At 56.9% G+C, this 18,252-nt stretch carries 16 protein-coding genes; 10 read left to right on the top strand and 6 right to left on the bottom strand.

Translation table 11 applies throughout. From position 1 onward, the window contains the following. Positions 1-2: 2 nt before the first annotated feature. Both ybbP and ybbA read right to left on the bottom strand, forming a co-directional pair. Positions 3-2,417: a putative ABC transporter permease subunit YbbP gene (gene ybbP / locus AX755_RS08355; RefSeq protein WP_062856592.1), complete on the bottom strand. Its 2,415-nt coding sequence runs from the start codon at positions 2,415-2,417 to the stop codon at positions 3-5. Further along, positions 2,414-3,100, bottom strand: coding sequence for a putative ABC transporter ATP-binding protein YbbA (gene ybbA / locus AX755_RS08350; protein WP_013095914.1), 687 nt, complete (start codon positions 3,098-3,100; stop codon positions 2,414-2,416). The genes ybbP and ybbA overlap by 4 nt, the downstream gene beginning before the upstream one ends. Here ybbA and tesA point away from each other — a divergent pair. The 3 genes from tesA to AX755_RS08335 are packed head-to-tail and all read left to right on the top strand — an operon-like array spanning position 3,071 to position 5,406. Then, positions 3,071-3,694, top strand: a complete 624-nt coding sequence (tesA, locus tag AX755_RS08345) for a multifunctional acyl-CoA thioesterase I/protease I/lysophospholipase L1 (RefSeq protein ID WP_013095913.1) — start codon at positions 3,071-3,073, stop codon at positions 3,692-3,694. The two genes, ybbA and tesA, sit on opposite strands and share 30 nt — an antisense overlap. A gap of 28 nt (positions 3,695-3,722) precedes the next feature. Next, a complete protein-coding gene (locus tag AX755_RS08340; RefSeq protein WP_062856591.1) occupies positions 3,723-4,493 on the top strand; it encodes an SDR family oxidoreductase in 771 nt (256 codons plus the stop codon). 58 nt (positions 4,494-4,551) lie between these two features. Continuing rightward, complete coding sequence (locus AX755_RS08335; RefSeq protein WP_013095911.1) at positions 4,552-5,406, top strand: co-chaperone YbbN; 855 nt, start codon at positions 4,552-4,554, stop codon at positions 5,404-5,406. Positions 5,407-5,453: 47 nt separating this feature from the next. On the opposite strand, the gene fetB is transcribed toward AX755_RS08335, so the two are convergent. Together fetB and fetA are read right to left on the bottom strand one after the other, a co-directional pair. Continuing rightward, entirely contained in the window at positions 5,454-6,236 is a 783-nt protein-coding gene (gene fetB, locus AX755_RS08330; RefSeq protein ID WP_057071967.1) for an iron efflux ABC transporter permease subunit FetB, read from the bottom strand. Then, positions 6,229-6,900 (bottom strand): iron efflux ABC transporter ATP-binding subunit FetA, encoded by a 672-nt coding sequence (gene fetA, locus AX755_RS08325; RefSeq protein ID WP_038982815.1) that lies wholly within the window; start codon positions 6,898-6,900, stop codon positions 6,229-6,231. The genes fetB and fetA overlap by 8 nt, the downstream gene beginning before the upstream one ends. A gap of 162 nt (positions 6,901-7,062) precedes the next feature. Between fetA and AX755_RS08320 the strand changes: the two genes are divergently transcribed. Together AX755_RS08320 and AX755_RS08315 are read left to right on the top strand one after the other, a co-directional pair. Next, positions 7,063-7,977, top strand: a complete 915-nt coding sequence (locus AX755_RS08320) for an SPFH domain-containing protein (RefSeq protein ID WP_008499312.1) — start codon at positions 7,063-7,065, stop codon at positions 7,975-7,977. Beyond that, a complete protein-coding gene (locus AX755_RS08315) occupies positions 7,974-8,426 on the top strand; it encodes an NfeD family protein (RefSeq protein WP_020685017.1) in 453 nt (150 codons plus the stop codon). The genes AX755_RS08320 and AX755_RS08315 overlap by 4 nt, the downstream gene beginning before the upstream one ends. Here the strand turns inward: AX755_RS08315 and cueR are convergent. Continuing rightward, positions 8,423-8,833 (bottom strand): Cu(I)-responsive transcriptional regulator, encoded by a 411-nt coding sequence (gene cueR, locus AX755_RS08310; RefSeq protein WP_013095907.1) that lies wholly within the window; start codon positions 8,831-8,833, stop codon positions 8,423-8,425. The two genes, AX755_RS08315 and cueR, sit on opposite strands and share 4 nt — an antisense overlap. Positions 8,834-8,941: 108 nt before the next feature. Here cueR and copA point away from each other — a divergent pair, with 108 nt between their 5' ends. The 3 genes from copA to ybaK all read left to right on the top strand — a co-directional run bounded on the left by copA (position 8,942) and on the right by ybaK (position 13,062). Beyond that, positions 8,942-11,440, top strand: coding sequence for a copper-exporting P-type ATPase CopA (gene copA / locus AX755_RS08305; RefSeq protein ID WP_062856590.1), 2,499 nt, complete (start codon positions 8,942-8,944; stop codon positions 11,438-11,440). Between the two features lie 148 nt (positions 11,441-11,588). Further along, a complete protein-coding gene (locus AX755_RS08300; protein ID WP_013095905.1) occupies positions 11,589-12,383 on the top strand; it encodes a TraB/GumN family protein in 795 nt (264 codons plus the stop codon). 199 nt (positions 12,384-12,582) lie between these two features. Continuing rightward, positions 12,583-13,062 carry a Cys-tRNA(Pro)/Cys-tRNA(Cys) deacylase YbaK gene (ybaK, locus tag AX755_RS08295; RefSeq protein ID WP_010428207.1) on the top strand — a complete coding sequence of 160 codons (480 nt, stop codon included), beginning with the start codon at positions 12,583-12,585 and terminating at the stop codon, positions 13,060-13,062. 122 nt (positions 13,063-13,184) lie between these two features. Here ybaK and ushA read toward each other — a convergent pair whose 3' ends face one another. Beyond that, the gene (gene ushA, locus AX755_RS08290) at positions 13,185-14,837 is read right to left on the bottom strand and encodes a bifunctional UDP-sugar hydrolase/5'-nucleotidase UshA (protein WP_013095904.1); all 1,653 of its coding nucleotides are present in this window, start codon (positions 14,835-14,837) and stop codon (positions 13,185-13,187) included. 163 nt (positions 14,838-15,000) lie between these two features. On the opposite strand from ushA, the gene AX755_RS08285 reads away from it, so the two are divergent. Together AX755_RS08285 and ybaL are read left to right on the top strand one after the other, a co-directional pair. Beyond that, a complete protein-coding gene (locus tag AX755_RS08285) occupies positions 15,001-16,221 on the top strand; it encodes an MFS transporter (RefSeq protein WP_013095903.1) in 1,221 nt (406 codons plus the stop codon). 228 nt (positions 16,222-16,449) lie between these two features. After that, complete coding sequence (ybaL, locus tag AX755_RS08280) at positions 16,450-18,126, top strand: YbaL family putative K(+) efflux transporter (RefSeq protein WP_029882633.1); 1,677 nt, start codon at positions 16,450-16,452, stop codon at positions 18,124-18,126. The last annotated feature ends 126 nt before the right edge of the window (positions 18,127-18,252 follow it).

Raw genomic sequence — 18,252 nt, 5'->3', positions numbered from 1 at the left:
AACTAACTGACAAACTGGCGGAAAAGTGCTTTGCCTTTTAACAGCCGCGTTCCGAGCCAGCCGCCGCAAAGTGAAAGCAAAAGCGCACCGCACACCGGCAGCGTCAGCCACAGGCGCCAGTCTGGCTCCCACGGGAAGTCGAAGACTTTCGACTGCAGCACTGCCAGCGCCGCCTCTGCGCCAATGGCGGCCACCAGGCCTGCCACCAGCCCCAGCAGGGCGAACTCGCTCCACAGCGTAGCCCTCAGCAGGCGCTTGCCGGCTCCCAGCGTACGGTAGACCACCAGCTCCTGATGACGCTGACGCATGCCAACCTGCACCTGTGCCAGCAGCAACAGCACGCCGCAAATCGTCACCAGTACCACCATCACCTCCAGCGCGCGGCTGACCTGCTCCAGCACCTGACCGACCTGTTTCAGTATCGCGCCGATGTCCAGCAGGCTAACCGTCGGGAATTCCCGGTTGAGCTGCGTCAACATGCCGTTGCCGTTTTCCCAGCGGAAGCTGGTGAGCCAGCTCTGCGGCTGTCCATCCAGCGCCCCGACAGGGAAGATAAAGAAGAAGTTTGGCCGCAGGCTTTCCCAGTCCACTTTGCGCAGGCTGGTCACTCTGGCGCTGAAATCCTGCGTGTCGCCGGTAAAGGTCACGCTATCTCCCAGCTTCACATTCAGACGCTTTGCCAGCCCCTCTTCCATCGACACTTCCCCGGCCTTTGGCGGCCAGCTTCCGGCGGTGATCGGGTTGTGATCCGGGCGCTTCTCCTGCCAGGTCAGGTTTAGCTCACGGTTGAGCGACTCATCTTTATTCCCCTCCGTCGACTGACCGTTGATCTGCGTCAGGCGCGCACGCACGATCGGATAGAACGACTCGGGAATAATGTGATGCTCAGAGAGAAAACCCTTCAGTGGTGTCACCTGTTCTGGAGCAATATTGATCAGAAAATAGTTCGGGCTTTCCGGCGGAAGCTGCTGTTGCCAGCGATCCAGCAGATCGCCGCGCAGCACCAGCAAAAGCGCCAGCAGCATAAACGAGAGCGAAAACGCCGAAAGCTGGCTCAGCGTTGACCACGGCTGATGCAGCAGACGGTTCACCGCCAGCCGCACGGGAAGGGATTTAATCGTCATCCTTTTCAGAACAGTGAGCAACATCCAGCCCAGCACGCCACACAGCAGCGCCAGAACCACCGCCCCGACCAGCACGGCCCACAGCAGGGTACTCCCGCCCATCAGCCAGGCAAGGAGCCCGATCACCACGGCTATCATCACCGGCAGGTAGTATTTAAGCGGCCAGACGCTGGCCACCACATCGCGGCGCAGCACGCGCAGCGGCTGGGTGGCGAGCAGGAGCCGGTACGGGCGCAACCCCACCAGCAATGAAATCACGGTCATCGCGCCAATCGCCCACAGCCATGGCCAGAGGCTTGCTGGCGGCAGCGCGGCAGGCAGTACCGGTTTCAGGAGCATCATCAGCAGCTTTTCAAACAGCAGACCTGTCGCCCCACCGGTGACGGCCGACAGCGCCAGCACCATCAGCCACTGGCCGACAATCAGCCTCCGCAATTGCGCTCTGCCCGCGCCAAGGGTTTTGAGGATCGCCACCAGATCGTAACGGCTGCGGCAGTAGTGTCCCATCGCCACGGCAACCGCCGCGACGGCCAGCAGCAGGGTTAACAGTGCCGAGAGCAGCAGGAACTGCTGAGAGCGTTCAAGAGACTTGCCGAGCGCGCCCTCATCCTGCTCAAGCCCGTACCAGCGGTGCTCCGGTTTTAACTGCGGCAGAAGCCATTTTTCATACGCCTCCAGCTGCGCAGGCGTGCCGCCAAACTTATAGCGCCAGGTGACGCGGCTCCCCGGCTGGACGGCGTTGGTTTTCGCCACGTCTGCGGTGTTCATCAGCAAGCGTGGGGCGAGCTGGAACGGGTTGAAGCCGGAATCGGGTTCCTGAACCACCTCCCCGGTAATGGTCAGCGTCGCGTCCCCCACGTCGATGCTGTCACCTGTTTTCAGGTTCAGTAGCGCCATCAGTCGCGGTGCCAGCAGCACCGTACCGGGTTTCGGCTTGACGCCTGGCGGGCTGGTCTGCAGTTCACCGTACATCGGGTAGATATCATCCACGGCTTTGACGCTGGCCAGCTGCGGCGTGTCACCGGCGAAGGTCATGGTCTGGAAGCTTATCTGCTCCCCGACCTTGAGCCCCCGCTTGCGCGCTTCGTCGATCCAGCCCGGCGGGACGGCGCGCGAGCTTTGCAGCGCCCTGTCGCCCGCCATAAATTCGCGGCTTTGCTGGCTAAGCCCTTTCTCCATGCGATCGCTGACGCTGCCCAGCGCCAGCACGCAGGCCACCGCCAGGCTTAACGCCAGCCAGACGATCAGCAGCGAAGGCGAGCGCCACTCGCGCCAGAACCAGCGGGCAATCATGCTTCCTCCTGCAATTCACCGTTGACCAGCCGCAGGCGGCGATCGCAGCGGGCGGCCAACTGCGGATCGTGCGTGACCAGAATCAGCGTGGTGCCATGTTCCCGGTTGAGCGAGAACAGCAGATCGGCAATCTTATCGCCGGTTTTACGGTCCAGGTTCCCGGTGGGTTCATCGGCAAACAGCACCTCCGGGCGACCATTAAATGCGCGGGCCAGCGCCACGCGTTGCTGCTCTCCACCGGAAAGCTGCGCCGGAAGATGGTCAAGGCGTTTCCCCAGCCCCAGCTGTTCCAGCAATGCCTTCGCATGATCGCGGCTTTCACGGCTGCTTTCTCCGCGCAGCAGCGCGGGCAATTCAACATTTTCCAGCGCGTTCAGGGTGGGGATCAGCATGAAGGACTGAAACACAAAGCCGATGTGACGGGCACGTAGCGCGGCACGCGCCTCTTCATCAAGCTGATGCAGCGGCTGTCCGACCAGGTTAACCTCGCCGCTGCTGCCGTCGTCCAGTCCGGCCAGAATAGCCAGCAGCGTGGACTTACCGGAACCGGATTCGCCAATCAGCGCAATGGTTTCGGCAGGTTTGACAACGAGTTCAACTCCGGTGAGGATGGAAAGCTCGTGTTCCCCCTGACCGACGGACTTCTTAAGACGATGAACTTCAACAATGTTTTCCGCTGGCATTTGCCCTTCCTGTTTTTGATTCTGATGACTTTCCGCGCGGCGGCAGCGGACACGTTACTGGTTCTCGGCGACAGCCTCAGCGCAGGCTATCGTATGGCGGCCAGTGCGGCCTGGCCGGCTCTGCTCAACGAAAAATGGCAGAGCAAAACGTCTGTTATCAACGCCAGCATCAGCGGTGATACCTCGCAGCAGGGCTTGTCGCGTCTGCCGGCTTTGCTCAAACAGCATCAACCGCGATGGGTACTGGTGGAGCTGGGCGGTAACGACGGATTGCGTGGCTTCCAGCCTCAGCAAACGGAACAAACCCTGCGCACCATCCTGAAGGACATTAAAGCGGCGAACGCCCAGCCGCTGCTGATGCAAATTCGCCTGCCCGCCAACTACGGTCGTCGGTATAATGAAGCCTTTAGCGCGATCTACCCTAAGCTTGCCAACGAGTTTGATATTCCGCTGCTGCCATTTTTCATGGAAGAGGTCTATCTCAAACCCAACTGGATGCAGGATGACGGGATCCACCCCAATCGCGATGCACAGCCGTTTATTGCCGACTGGATGGCAACGCGGCTGGCTCCTTTAGTTAACCATGACTCCTGATTAAGCGGAGATCCTGACAGGTAAAGTTATGCAAAAATCGGTCTTAATTACAGGATGTTCCAGCGGAATTGGTCTTGAAAGCGCGCTCGAATTAAAGCGTCAGGGATTTCAGGTGCTGGCGGCCTGCCGTAAACCTGACGATGTGGAACGCCTCAACGGGATGGGGTTCACCAGCGTGTTGCTGGATCTGGACTCACCGGACAGCGTTGAACGCGCCGCCGATGAGGTGATCGCCCTTACCGGCAACCGTCTGTACGGTCTGTTCAATAATGCCGGTTACGGTCTCTATGGCCCGCTGAATACGATCTCCCGCGAACAGCTTGAACAACAGTTTTCCAGCAACTTTTTCGGTGTGCATCAACTCACCATGCGCCTGCTTCCGGCGATGCTGCCTCACGGTGAAGGGCGTATCGTGATGACCTCCTCGGTGATGGGGCTGATTTCTACCCCCGGCCGCGGCGCGTATGCTGCCAGCAAATATGCGCTGGAAGCATGGTCGGACGCCCTACGCATGGAGTTGCGTCACAGCGGGATTAAGGTGAGCCTGATTGAACCCGGCCCCATCCGCACCCGTTTTACGGATAACGTCAACCAGACGCAGGCGGACAAACCGGTCGAAAACCCCGGCATCGCCGCACGTTTTACCCTTGGGCCGGAAGCGGTTGTCGCGAAAGTGCGCCATGCTTTTGAGAGCGATAACCCAAAAATGCGCTATCCGGTAACGCTGGTCACCCATGCCGTAGGCTGGTTAAAACGTCTGCTGCCGGGCCGTATGATGGACAAAATTTTACACGGTTGAGTTGAAGCGACGACGCTCACCCCCATGTAAATAACAAACCGATAAAAGAGAATGCCGCATGTCCGTACAGAATATCGTCAATATTACTGAAGCAAACCTGCAACAGGTCCTCGAACAGTCGATGGTTAAACCGGTACTGTTCTACTTCTGGTCTGAACGCAGCCAACACTGTCTGCAGCTGACGCCGGTCCTCGAAAGCCTTGCCGCGCAATACAATGGCCAGTTCATTCTCGCCAAACTGGACTGTGATGCAGAACCCATGGTGGCCTCTCAGTTTGGCCTGCGCGCCATCCCCACGGTCTATCTTTTCCAGAATGGACAGCCTGTTGATGGCTTCCAGGGACCACAGCCTGAAGAGGCGATCCGCGCCCTGCTGGATAAAGTGCTGCCGCGTGAGGAGGAGCTAAAAGCGCAGGAAGCCATGGCGCTGATGCAGGAAGGTAAATACGACGAAGCCCTGCCGCTGTTGAAAGACGCCTGGCAGCTCTCTAAGCAGAACAGCCAGATTGGCCTGCTGCTGGCTGAAACGCAGATTGCCCTGCACCGCTCAGAAGATGCTGAAGCCGTGCTAAAAACGATCCCGTTGCAGGATCAGGACACCCGCTATCAGGGCCTGGTGGCGCAAATTGATCTGCTGAAACAGGCGGCGGATACCCCGGAAATCCAGCAACTCCAGCAGCAGGTTGCCGATAACCCGGCCGACGCAGCGCTGGCAAGCCAGCTGGCACTCCAGCTGCATCAGGTGGGTCGAAACGAAGAGGCACTGGAACTGCTGTTCAGCCACCTGCAAAACGATCTGGCTGCCGCAGACGGTCAGGCGCGGAAAATGTTCCAGGAGATCCTGGCCGCGCTGGGTACCGGCGATGCGCTGGCCTCGAAGTACCGTCGTCAGCTGTACGCGCTGCTGTACTAAAAAAATGCCCGGTGGCGCTCACGCTTACCGGGCCTACACAAACAGGCTTAATCCGCTTTTTTTAGCTGTGTGACCACCAGCTGGTGGCGCGCGTTGTAGAACTTCCTATACGTCAGATAACAGGCAATGATGGTCGACAGGCTCGCCGTGGAGAGCAGCATAAAGGTCACCATGATCTGATATTTGATCGCTTTCACCGGATCAATGCCAGCGAAGATCAGCCCTGACATCATCCCCGGCAGACTCACCAGCCCCACCGTTTTCGCCGAATCCACCGTGGGGATCAGCGACGCGCGGATACTCTCACGAATCAGCCGCGCCGACGCCACTTTTGGCGTTGCCCCCAGGCTTAACTTCTCCTGCAGCTTCTGTTGCTCACTGTTGAAGCGCTGGCCAAGGTTGTTGTAGCACAGCCCTACCGCCACCATGGCGTTCCCGGCGATCATCCCGGAGATGGGGATCACCTGCATCGGCGTAAACTCAATAGAGCCAGATAGCACCAGCACCGCCAGCGTCAGCGCGGTCCCGGTCGTAATGGCAATAAATGACGAGACAAACGCCTTATCGATATATTTGCTGCGCTTCTGCGCATTCCACGCTGCGTTGAAGCAGATAAACAGCACCATCAGCAGCGTCAGCACCGCGTGGTTGACGTTAAAGATGTACTTCAGCACATAGCCAACGATGATGAGCTGAATCACCGCGCGGCAGATGCTCCAGAGGATATCTTTCTCCAGCCCCAGCTTTTCCCGGTAGCTCACTAAAATCGCCACCAGTACCAGCACCATCGAAAACGCCAGCGATGCGTTGGTGATATTATGCTCACCCATGGTTTGCCTCCTGCCATTTCCCACCCTGCGGCTGCAGCGTGATGACATCATCCGCATGGGCAATTTCATTTGCGTCGTGCGTCACCCACAGCACGGCAATATTCTGTTCACTGGCGTAGCGATGGATGATGTCGTTCACGTTGCGCTTATTGGCCTCATCCAGCGCGCTGGTGATCTCGTCCAGCAGCAGCACCTTAGGTAAAAACTGCAGGTTACGAATCAGCGAAACGCGCTGCTTTTCGCCCCCGGAGAGCTCATTAATGGATTTGGTCAATGTCTCCTGCGCCAGGCCAAAACGGGCCAGGTCAGCGATAAATTTATTCGGCTCCGGCGTTTGCTGGCGAATCTGCCACGGGAAGATCAGGTTGTCATAGACCGTTTCGCCGAACAGTGAAGGGGTCTGTACACAATAAGAGACCTGCTGGCGATAGCGTTCCGGGGAGAGGGTCGCAATATCGTTGCCCTCAAACAGAACGGTTCCCTCCGTAGGACTTAGCAGTGAAGCCACAATTTTCAGCAACGTGCTTTTGCCGCAGCCTGACGGCCCGGTGATTAATTTAAACTCGCCCGGTGAAAGGCAAAATTCGACGTGCTGAAGGATCGTATTCCCCCCAACACGAAACCCGACATCCCTGAGATGTAATATGTTTTTTTGATCGTTCATTCCGCTTCCGTTAACCGCTTCTGGTAAAAATCGTCTGTAGCATAATCCTTTGTCCCTTCCCAGCCTATTTTCAGAGGCGAATTTCAGCCCGATAGCCGATATACTGATGAACAATAAACATGCATTTTTACTCATCAACAGCATGCAAAACAGGAGGTTTTTATGCTTATCGTTGTTCCTGTCCTTATATTCGTTGCGCTGGTTATTGTGGGCGCCGGGGTCAAAATTGTCCCGCAGGGATATCAGTGGACCGTTGAACGCTTCGGCCGCTACACCAATACACTCCAGCCAGGTTTGAGCCTGATTGTTCCCTTCATGGACAGAATTGGTCGCAAGATCAACATGATGGAACAAGTGTTGGATATCCCCTCGCAGGAAGTTATTTCGAAGGATAACGCCAACGTCACCATCGATGCCGTCTGTTTTATTCAGGTAATTGATGCGCCCAAAGCCGCCTATGAGGTGAGCAACCTGGAGCTGGCGATTGTTAATCTGACGATGACCAACATCCGTACGGTACTCGGCTCTATGGAGCTGGACGAAATGCTCTCTCAGCGTGACAGCATCAACACCCGTCTGCTGCACATTGTTGATGAAGCGACAAACCCGTGGGGCATTAAAGTCACCCGCATTGAAATCCGGGACGTTCGCCCACCTGCGGAGCTTATCGCTTCGATGAACGCCCAGATGAAGGCAGAACGAACCAAGCGCGCCTATATTCTGGAAGCCGAAGGGGTGCGTCAGGCGGAGATCCTGAAAGCCGAAGGGGAAAAACAGTCGCAAATTCTGAAAGCGGAAGGGGATCGCCAGTCTGCCTTCTTGCAGGCAGAGGCGCGTGAACGTTCTGCCGAAGCGGAAGCCCGCGCAACCCAGATGGTATCCGAGGCCATTGCCGCCGGTGACATCCAGGCCGTGAACTACTTTGTCGCGCAAAAATATACCGATGCGCTGAAAGAGATCGGCTCGGCAAATAACAGCAAAGTGGTGATGATGCCGCTGGATGCCAGTAGTCTGATGGGCTCCATCGCCGGGATTGCTGAACTTATCAAAGACAGCGGAAACGAGCGCAAAAAATGATTGAGCTGATCGTCGCACATCCTCATGCTTTCTGGCTAAGCCTGGGTGGCTTACTGCTGGCCGCAGAGATGCTTGGTGGCAACGGTTATCTGCTCTGGAGCGGTGTGGCCGCAGTGATTACCGGGCTGCTGGTCTGGCTGCTCCCCCTGGACTGGGCGTGGCAGGGCGCGCTGTTTGCCGTGCTGACGCTGGTGGCCGCCTGGCTGTGGTGGCGCTGGCTGAACCGTCAGGTTAACGAGCAAAAACCGCTGGATACCCATCTCAATCAGCGTGGACAGCAGATCGTCGGCCAGCGCTTTACGCTTGAGACTGCGCTGGTGAACGGCCGCGGACATATGCGCGTGGGCGATAGCTCCTGGCCGGTGGTGGCCGACGATGACCTCAGCGCCGGGACGCGGGTTGAGGTCATCGCGGTGGAAGGGATTACGCTTCGGGTGAAAGCCTGCTAAGCCTGCGCCTTACGATGACAGCAGCCGGCAAGATTATCGATAATCGGGCAGTCGGCGCTGTCATCTCCCGGACAGGATTCCGCCAGCGCCAGCAGCTGCTTGCGCATCGCTTCCAGTTCCGTAATGTGCCGTTCAATCTCCGCCACTTTTTCCAGCGTCCGTTTTTTTACATCTGCGCTGTGGCGTTTTGGATCGTTGAACAGATTCACCAGCTCACCGCACTCTTCAAGGTTAAAACCCACCTGACGCGCCTGACGCAGTAAGGTCAGCTCGTCCAGATGCAGTTGCGTGTAGCTACGGTAGCCGTTTTCGCTGCGCAGCGGCGGCGTCACCAGCCCCTTCTCTTCATAAAAGCGGATTGCTTTGCTGGTCAATCCGGTTTTTTTCGCAACATCGCTGATATTCACATTTCCCCCTTGACCTTCCCCTTGATGGAAGGTTTAACCTTCATAACAGTTAGCGAAAAGCGTTACTCCGGTCAACAACTGACCAGTTCATTATACGGGAGTTTTGTTATGTCTCACACAATTGACCTGACACTGGACGGCCTCTCCTGCGGCCACTGTGTCAAACGCGTAAAAGAAAGTCTGGAACAGCGTCCTGATGTCGAAAGCGCTGACGTCACTATCGATCACGCCGCCGTCACCGGCAGCGCCAGTGCGCAAGCGCTGATTGATACCATCAAACAGGCAGGTTATGGGGCGGAGCTGAGCCACCCAAAGGCTAAACCGCTGGCAGAGTCATCATCCCCGTCGGAAGCACTGACAGCGGCCACTCCTGAGCTTCCGGCAGCTGATGATATCGATGACAGCCAACAGCTGCTGATCAACGGCATGAGCTGCGCCAGCTGCGTCTCCCGGGTGCAAAATGCCTTGCAGGCGGTACCCGGAGTCGCGCAGGCACGGGTCAATCTTGCGGAGCGTACTGCGCTGGTCATGGGCAGTGCCTCCGCCGCAGAATTAGTGCAGGCCGTTGAAAAAGCGGGCTATGGCGCAGAGGCCATCGAAGATGATGCCAAACGCCGCGAACGCCAGCAGGAAACGGCTATCGCCACCATGAAACGCTTCCGCTGGCAGGCCATTGTTGCACTGCTGGTCGGGATCCCGGTGATGGTGTGGGGCATGATCGGTGACAACATGATGGTCACCGACGATAACCGCACGCTGTGGCTGGTCATTGGTATTATTACGCTTGGTGTAATGGTATTTGCAGGCGGACATTTCTACTCCAGCGCCTGGAAAAGCCTGAAAAACCGCACCGCAACCATGGATACGCTGGTGGCACTCGGCACGGGTGCGGCATGGCTCTACTCCATGAGCGTGAACGTCTGGCCACAGTGGTTCCCGATGGAAGCCCGCCATCTCTATTATGAAGCGAGCGCGATGATCATCGGCCTGATTAACCTGGGCCATATGCTGGAAGCGCGTGCCCGTCAGCGCTCCTCAAAGGCGCTGGAACGGCTGCTGGATTTAACCCCCCCGACCGCCCGCGTGGTCACTGACGACGGAGAAAAAAGCGTTCCGCTGGCCGAGGTTCAGCCCGGTATGACGCTGCGTCTGACCACCGGTGACCGCGTTCCCGTGGACGGAGACATTACGCAGGGCGAAGCCTGGTTTGACGAAGCGATGCTCACCGGGGAACCCATTCCGCAGCAGAAATCACAGGGTGATGGCGTGCATGCCGGTACGGTGGTGCAGGACGGCAGCGTGCTGTTCACCGCCAGTGCGGTGGGAAGTCACACCACGCTGTCCCGTATTATCCGCATGGTGCGCCAGGCACAGAGCAGTAAGCCTGAAATAGGTCAGCTGGCCGATAAAATCTCCGCCATTTTTGTGCCGGTAGTAGTGGGCATCGCGCTGCTGAGCGCGGCTATCTGGTATTTCTTCGGCCCGGCGCCGCAAATTGTCTATACCCTGGTGATCGCCACCACGGTACTGATTATCGCGTGTCCTTGCGCGCTCGGCCTTGCGACGCCGATGTCGATTATCTCCGGCGTGGGTCGCGCCGCCGAGTTTGGCGTGCTGGTACGTGATGCCGACGCCCTGCAACGCGCCAGCACTCTCGACACGCTGGTCTTTGATAAAACCGGTACCCTGACCGAAGGTAAACCGCAGGTTGTATCCGTGCATACCTCAGGCTTCGCGGAGGCAGATGCGCTGCGTCTCGCCGCGGCCCTGGAACAAGGCTCCAGCCACCCGCTGGCGCGAGCCATCATTGAGAAAGCCGGTGAGGCCAGCCTGCCGCAGGTGAACAACTTCCGCACCCTGCGCGGATTAGGCGTCAGCGGTGAGGCCGAAGGGCACACACTGCTGCTGGGTAACCAGGCCCTGATGAATGAAAACGGCATAGCAACTTCAGCGCTGGAAAGTGAACTGAATGCCCAGGCATCACAGGGCGCAACCCCTGTCCTGCTTGCGGTGGACGGTCATATTGCGGCACTGCTGGCCGTGCGCGATCCGTTACGTCAGGACAGTGTGGATGCCTTACAACGACTGCACCGCGCGGGCTACCGTCTGGTGATGTTAACCGGCGATAACCCAACCACGGCCAACGCCATCGCCAGAGAGGCGGGGATCGATGAAGTCATTGCTAGTGTCCTGCCGGACGGCAAAGCGGATGCCATTAAGACGCTGCAACAGCAGGGGCGCCAGGTCGCGATGGTTGGCGACGGTATTAACGATGCGCCGGCGCTGGCACAGGCAGAAGTGGGGATTGCCATGGGAAGCGGGAGCGACGTTGCCATTGAGACGGCAGCCATCACACTGATGCGACACAGCCTGATGGGTGTTGCCGATGCGCTGGCGATTTCGAAAGCCACGTTGCGCAACATGAAGCAGAACCTGCTGGGTGCGTTTATCTATAACTCGCTCGGTATCCCGATTGCTGCCGGCATTCTGTGGCCCCTGACCGGTACGCTGCTTAACCCGGTGGTCGCAGGTGCAGCGATGGCGCTCTCCTCCATTACCGTGGTGAGCAACGCCAACCGTCTGCTGCGCTTTAAACCGAAAGCGTAATACGTTGTAGGCCGGGGAAGCGCAGCGCCACCCGGCTTTTTTGCCTGATGGCGCTGCGCTTATCAGGCCTACGAAACGTGCCGACGTTCACCTGTTGCGCCGCCCTGCCCCACGCGTTAGCATGAACCTTTCCGTTTATGGAGCGCGTATGAGTCTGTTTCGCCGTATAAAAACATCGTTTCGCGCCCTCTTCCCCCGCCGTTATACCTGGCCCGGAATGGATATTTCGCTCCCCGGCGGTCAGCATCTGCACCTGGTGGGCAGCATACATATGGGCACGCAGGATATGTCCCCGCTGCCCTCTGGTCTGTTATCCCTCCTGAAGCAGGCCGATGCGCTGGTGGTTGAGGCGGATATTTCAGGCCACGAGTCTCCCTTTGCCGGGCTGGAGAGCGATTTGACCCTGGCCGACCGTCTGGACGAGGCTCAGCTCGCCGAACTGACGCGCGTGGCGGATGAAACCGGCGTTTCGCTCTCGATGCTGGACACCCTGCCGCTCTGGCAAATTGCCATGATATTACAGGCGACGCAGGCGCAGCGTCTGGGTCTGCGCGGTGATTACGGTATTGATTACCAGCTGCTGAATGCGGCCCGGGCACGCCGTCTGCCGATCATTGAGCTGGAAGGTACCGATAGTCAGATTGCCCTCCTTCGCCAGCTGCCTGATGACGGTCTCATTCTTCTTGATGATACACTGACGCACTGGCATACCAACGCCCGTCTGCTGCAAACCATGATTGGCTGGTGGCTGGATGCCCCGCCTGCTGAGGGGAAATTAACGCTGCCGTCAACGTTCAGTGAATCGCTGTATGATGTGCTGATGAACGCACGCAATGCGGCATGGCGGCAGACGCTGCATGCGTTACCTGCCGGGCATTACGTGGTTGCGGTGGGGGCATTACATTTGTACGGAGAAGGGAATTTGCCGTCGCTGCTGAAATAAAAAAATGGCCAATATTTCTATTGGCCCGTCAAAGAGGAATTTCATCGTTTTTATTATGCCGAAGGAGACCTTCGGTTGAGCCGATTGTCGCTCAAAGTGACCATCACTGCCAATACTATTGCGCAAGATGGTGCTATTTTTTAGACAAACGTCAGGCGTATGCTGTCAGCATGAATTGTCTGTCGTAAGAAGGATAGCTATGACTCCCGCCGTTAAATTACTCGAAAAAAACAAAATTTCTTTCCGGATCCACACTTACGATCACGATCCGAACGAAACCAATTTTGGTGATGAAGTGGTGCGCAAACTGGGGCTGAACGCCGACCAGGTCTATAAAACGCTGCTGGTGGCCGTGAATGGCGATATGAAGCATCTCGCCGTCGCGGTCACGCCCGTGGCTGGTCAACTGGATCTGAAGAAAGTGGCCAAAGCGCTGGGAGCGAAAAAGGTAGATATGGCAGACCCAATGGTTGCGCAACGCACCACGGGTTATCTGGTGGGCGGGATCAGCCCGCTCGGGCAGAAAAAACGTCTGCCAACGCTGATTGACGCCCCTTCTCAGGAATTTGAAACCATCTATATTTCCGGCGGCAAGCGCGGGCTGGATATCGAACTGGCCGCAGGCGATCTGGCCAAAATGCTGGATGCGAAGTTTGCGGATATTGCGCGCAGGGATTAAAAGAAAAAGCCGGGTGGCGGCTGCGAGGTAAAAGCAAAACGGTAACAGACGTTACCGTTTTTTGTGTTCGCGCCCTCTCCCGGTGGGAGAGGGTTGGGGTGAGGGCATCAGGCCGCACAACGTTACTGCCAGCTCACCTCGCCTTTCGGCTCATACGCATTCACGTCGATCGGTGAATTCTGCTCGATAAACTGCTTCAGAACCTCGGCATCAATAAAGCCGGTATTCACATAGCCCGGTTTATTATCGATGTGCGGATAACCGTCGCCGCCCGTGGCGTTAAAGCTTAAGGTTGCCAGACGGTAGGTTTTCGCGGGATCAACCGGCTCACCCTTGATTTTGAGATCGTTGAGCTTGCCGTCTTTGGCCACAAAGCTGACGTTAGCGAATTGCGGATAGGCGCCGGAGTCCGGCTTCATCTGCGCCACGGCGGTAAGGTACTCAATCACCTCTTTCCCGCTCATATCGGCATAAACCACCACGTTGCCAAACGGCTGCACCTTCAGCACATCTTTATAGGTGATATTCCCGCCTTCGATGGAATCACGGATCCCGCCGCCGCTCATCACACCAAAATCAGCGCCGGTGCGCGCGATTTGTGCCGCCAGCACCAGGTGACCCATATTGGTCTGTACGAAACGGACTTTGCTGCGGTCCCCTTCCAGACGCCCGTTCAGCGTACCGATTTTCACGTCCAGCTGCGCTTTGCCTTTATTCTGGAACGGGGTTAACAGGGAGAGCATCTGTGGGTTCTCGGGGATTTCCGGGGTGTAGAGTACGCGCTCACTTTTCCCGTCCGGATAGGTCACTTTTTTCTTCAGGTTGACCGGGATGAGCTGATAATGCACCAGTTTCATCTCGCCGTTACGGAACTCAAAGTCGGCACGGCCAACGTATTTCCCCCACTCGTGCGCCTGCACAATCCAGATCCCGTTCTGACGGTCTGGTGCACACGGCGTGCCCGGAACATAATCCACCTGCTTTTTATTCTCCGAGGCCATGCACACCGGATCTTGTGAGTGACCACCCACAATCATTGCCAGCGAGCCCGCAGGGAGGCTGCGCGCCATTTCAACGTCGCCCGGTGCGTTAGAACCATGCTCGCCGTTGTCGTAATGTCCCATATGGGTGGTGGCGATGATCACGTCCGGTTTTTCGTTTTGCTGCAACTCCTGAATCACCAGCTTCGCTTCGTCTGCCGGTTTACGGAATTCGATATCGGTAAAGAACTCCGGGTTGCCAATTTTTGCCGTATCGTCCGTGGTGAGGCCAATCACCGCGATTTTCAGATCCTGACGCTTAAACAGCGCCCACGGTTTAAACAGGCGTTCACCGGTACTTTTCTGATAGATATTGGCGGAGAGGAACGGGAATTTGGACCATTTTTCCTGCTGGCGCAGCACGCTCAGCGGGTTATCAAACTCATGGTTTCCGACGGCCATCGCATCGTAACCGATTAAATTCATGCCACGAAAATCAGGCTCAGCATCCTGTAAATCGGACTCCGGCACGCCGGTATTGATATCGCCCCCCGATAACAGCAGCACGCTGCCCCCTTCGGCGGCAACCTCTTTACGAATGCCATCCACCAGCGTTTTTTGCGCGGAGAGACCATATTCGCCGTACTCGCTGCGCCAGAAATGGCCGTGGTGATCGTTGGTATGCAGGATCGTAATTTTATACGTTTTGTCTTTTTCATACGCCTGTGCGGGCAGGCTTGCCAGACCCCAGGCGGCGAGCAGCGCCAACGCGACGCCATGCTTCATTAACTTCATCTTCTCTCTCCCTGACCAATAGACAAACGCAAAAATTACAGTGAGTAACAAGAATAGACAAATAAGTTTTCATAATTGCGACTTTCTTCAAATGTCGCTGGCAGGTATGTTAGTTGGATAATAATTACCCCCTGCATTTTTCATCACTAACGACGTGGTATTTATGGCAATCAGTGAATCAACCCAGCCCGTTTCGGGCGCGCCGGCGTCGCCGCCACCCTCGCGCACCTCATTTAAAGTCTTAGGCGCTATTAGCCTCTCCCATCTGCTCAACGACATGATCCAGTCGCTGATCCTGGCGATTTACCCGCTGCTGCAATCCGAGTTTTCATTAACCTTCGTGCAGATCGGGATGATCACCCTGACCTTCCAGCTGGCCTCTTCGCTACTGCAACCTATCGTCGGTTACTGGACGGATAAATATCCGATGCCGTGGTCGCTGCCGATTGGCATGTGCTTCACCCTGAGCGGGCTGGTGCTGCTGGCTATGGCGGGGAGTTTTGAAGCGGTGCTGCTTGCCGCCGCACTGGTGGGAACCGGCTCGTCGGTCTTCCATCCGGAGTCCTCCCGCGTGGCACGTATGGCCTCCGGCGGGCGCCACGGGCTGGCGCAATCACTCTTCCAGGTGGGCGGTAATTTTGGCAGTTCCCTCGGCCCGCTACTGGCGGCAGTGATCATCGCCCCCTACGGCAAGGGTAACGTCGCCTGGTTTGTGCTGGCCGCCCTGCTGGCGATCGTTGTGCTCGCCCAGATCAGCCGCTGGTATGCCGCACAGCACCGCGTAAACAAAGGCAAACCAAAAGTGAAGGTTATCAATCCCCTTCCACGCAATAAGGTGATCCTGGCCGTGTCCGTGCTGCTGGTGCTGATTTTCTCGAAATATTTCTATATGGCGAGCATCAGCAGCTATTACACCTTTTACCTGATGCAAAAATTCGGATTATCGGTACAAAACGCGCAGTTCCACCTGTTTGCTTTCCTGTTTGCCGTCGCAGCAGGGACGGTGATTGGCGGGCCAGTCGGGGATAAAATTGGCCGTAAATATGTTATTTGGGGCTCTATCCTTGGTGTTGCCCCCTTTACCCTTATTTTGCCTTACGCCAGCCTTGAATGGACGGGCATTTTAACGGTGATTATTGGTTTTATTCTGGCCTCGGCGTTCTCGGCTATCCTGGTGTATGCGCAGGAGTTGTTACCGGGGCGTATCGGTATGGTTTCCGGGCTCTTCTTTGGTTTCGCCTTTGGCATGGGCGGCCTTGGTGCAGCCGTGTTAGGTATGGTTGCCGACCACACCAGTATCTTCCTGGTTTATAAAATCTGCGCTTTCCTGCCACTTCTGGGGATGTTGACCATATTCCTGCCTGATAATCGTCATAAAGCGTAATTTCATGGCTGCCAAAGTGTAACTTTGGCAGCCTGATGCCCTGATGGCATAAGGCTTTCCTGTTCATCCCTTCTCTGAATTTATCAAAACCTGCCTTTTCTGAGGCATATTGCCGTTTTATTCAAACTTCAACAATTATTCATAAACACAAGGGTAAAAATTGTCATAAACTATTACTCGGTTTTTGGTTTTCACCAAAATGGAACACCCACAACGAAAGGAGACGGAATGCACCACGCCACACCGCTTATCACCACCATTGTTGGTGGACTTGTGCTCGCTTTTATTCTCGGCATGATTGCCAATAAACTGCGTATTTCCCCTCTTGTGGGCTATCTGTTAGCCGGGGTACTGGCGGGACCGTTTACGCCTGGCTTCGTTGCGGATACCAAACTGGCACCTGAACTGGCGGAACTGGGCGTGATTCTGCTGATGTTTGGCGTGGGGCTGCATTTTTCCCTGAAGGACCTGATGGCGGTAAAGTCTATCGCCATACCGGGAGCGATCGCCCAGATAGGGGTGGCGACGCTGCTGGGCATGGCGCTTTCAGCCGTACTGGGCTGGTCGTTAATGACCGGCATCGTATTTGGGCTGTGTCTCTCAACCGCCAGTACCGTGGTGCTGCTGCGCGCGCTTGAAGAGAGGCAGTTGATAGACAGCCAGCGCGGACAAATCGCAATCGGCTGGCTGATTGTTGAAGATCTGGTGATGGTGCTGACGCTGGTCCTGCTGCCTGCCGTCGCCGGAATGATGGAAAAAGACACCCTCGGCTTTGCCTCGCTGGCGCTGGATATGAGCATCACCATCGGAAAAGTGGTGGCGTTTATCGCCATCATGATGCTGGTAGGCCGCCGTCTGGTGCCGTGGATCATGTCGCGCAGCGCGGCCACCGGCTCGCGTGAACTGTTCACCCTTTCCGTCCTTGCGCTGGCGCTGGGGATTGCCTTTGGCGCAGTGGAGCTCTTTGACGTCTCCTTTGCCCTTGGCGCGTTCTTCGCCGGGATGGTGCTGAACGAATCCGAACTGAGCCACCGAGCGGCGCACGACACCCTCCCCCTGCGTGATGCCTTCGCGGTGCTGTTCTTTGTCTCCGTCGGGATGCTGTTTGATCCGATGATTCTGGTTCAGCAGCCGCTGGCCGTACTGGGGACGCTGGCGATTATCATCTTTGGTAAGTCGGTCGCCGCCTTTTTCCTGGTGCGAATGTTCGGCCACTCGCCGCGTACCGCTCTTACCATCGCCGCAAGCCTGGCACAGATTGGTGAGTTCGCCTTTATTCTGGCGGGTCTGGGGATGGCGCTCAACCTGCTGCCGCAGGCCGGGCAGAACCTGGTGCTGGCGGGAGCGATCCTCTCGATTATGCTGAACCCGGTGCTGTTCGCGCTGCTGGAAAAATATCTCGATAAAACAGAAACCCTTGAAGAGCAGACGCTCGAAGAGGCCATTGAAGAAGAGAAGCAGATCCCGGTGGATATTTGCAACCACGCCCTGCTGGTCGGCTTTGGCCGCGTGGGAAGCCTGCTCGGCGAGAAGCTGATGGCGCAGGGGATCCCGCTGGTGGTGATTGAAACCTCGCGTACCCGCGTCGATGAGCTGCGCGAGCGCGGTATCCGCGCGGTGCTGGGCAATGCGGCGAACGAAGAAATTATGAACCTGGCGCATCTGGACTGCGCCCGCTGGCTGCTGCTGACCATTCCAAACGGCTACGAAGCGGGTGAGATTGTGGCCACTGCACGGGAGAAATGCCCAACGATTGAGATCATTGCCCGCGCCCATTACGACGACGAGGTGGATTACATCACCGAACGGGGTGCGAATCAGGTGGTGATGGGTGAGCGCGAAATTGCGAATACGATGCTGGCGCTGCTGGCGAAGCCGCCGGTTGAAGAGGCTGTGACGAGGTAAGTTTCGTGCGGCCTGATGCCCTCACCCTGACCCTCTCCCACCGGGCTGAGGGTTCCCCAGAAAAATGAAAAGCACGATGAAGTGTGATCTACTGGTTGCGCTAACAAATCAGAAGAGACCTCATCG

It is taken from the genome of Enterobacter sp. SENG-6 (assembly GCF_001605945.1).
Lineage (GTDB): Bacteria > Pseudomonadota > Gammaproteobacteria > Enterobacterales > Enterobacteriaceae > Enterobacter > Enterobacter cloacae.
The sequence above is the reverse complement of the archived record's forward strand: the minus strand, read 5'-3'. Positions and strand labels throughout refer to the sequence as shown.

What these genes read in the sequence shown, in the direction of transcription:
- AX755_RS08300 (WP_013095905.1), top strand. Translation starts at nt 11,589, where the DNA reads ATGAGTCTGTTTCGCCGTATAAAAACATCGTTTCGCGCCCTCTTCCCC.
- AX755_RS08285 (WP_013095903.1), top strand. Translation starts at nt 15,001, where the DNA reads ATGGCAATCAGTGAATCAACCCAGCCCGTTTCGGGCGCGCCGGCGTCG.
- AX755_RS08340 (WP_062856591.1), top strand. Translation starts at nt 3,723, where the DNA reads ATGCAAAAATCGGTCTTAATTACAGGATGTTCCAGCGGAATTGGTCTT.
- ybbA (WP_013095914.1), bottom strand. Translation starts at nt 3,100, where the DNA reads ATGCCAGCGGAAAACATTGTTGAAGTTCATCGTCTTAAGAAGTCCGTC.
- ybaK (WP_010428207.1), top strand. Translation starts at nt 12,583, where the DNA reads ATGACTCCCGCCGTTAAATTACTCGAAAAAAACAAAATTTCTTTCCGG.
- ushA (WP_013095904.1), bottom strand. Translation starts at nt 14,837, where the DNA reads ATGAAGTTAATGAAGCATGGCGTCGCGTTGGCGCTGCTCGCCGCCTGG.
- AX755_RS08335 (WP_013095911.1), top strand. Translation starts at nt 4,552, where the DNA reads ATGTCCGTACAGAATATCGTCAATATTACTGAAGCAAACCTGCAACAG.
- fetB (WP_057071967.1), bottom strand. Translation starts at nt 6,236, where the DNA reads ATGGGTGAGCATAATATCACCAACGCATCGCTGGCGTTTTCGATGGTG.
- copA (WP_062856590.1), top strand. Translation starts at nt 8,942, where the DNA reads ATGTCTCACACAATTGACCTGACACTGGACGGCCTCTCCTGCGGCCAC.
- tesA (WP_013095913.1), top strand. Translation starts at nt 3,071, where the DNA reads ATGAACTTCAACAATGTTTTCCGCTGGCATTTGCCCTTCCTGTTTTTG.
- AX755_RS08315 (WP_020685017.1), top strand. Translation starts at nt 7,974, where the DNA reads ATGATTGAGCTGATCGTCGCACATCCTCATGCTTTCTGGCTAAGCCTG.
- ybbP (WP_062856592.1), bottom strand. Translation starts at nt 2,417, where the DNA reads ATGATTGCCCGCTGGTTCTGGCGCGAGTGGCGCTCGCCTTCGCTGCTG.
- AX755_RS08320 (WP_008499312.1), top strand. Translation starts at nt 7,063, where the DNA reads ATGCTTATCGTTGTTCCTGTCCTTATATTCGTTGCGCTGGTTATTGTG.
- ybaL (WP_029882633.1), top strand. Translation starts at nt 16,450, where the DNA reads ATGCACCACGCCACACCGCTTATCACCACCATTGTTGGTGGACTTGTG.
- fetA (WP_038982815.1), bottom strand. Translation starts at nt 6,900, where the DNA reads ATGAACGATCAAAAAAACATATTACATCTCAGGGATGTCGGGTTTCGT.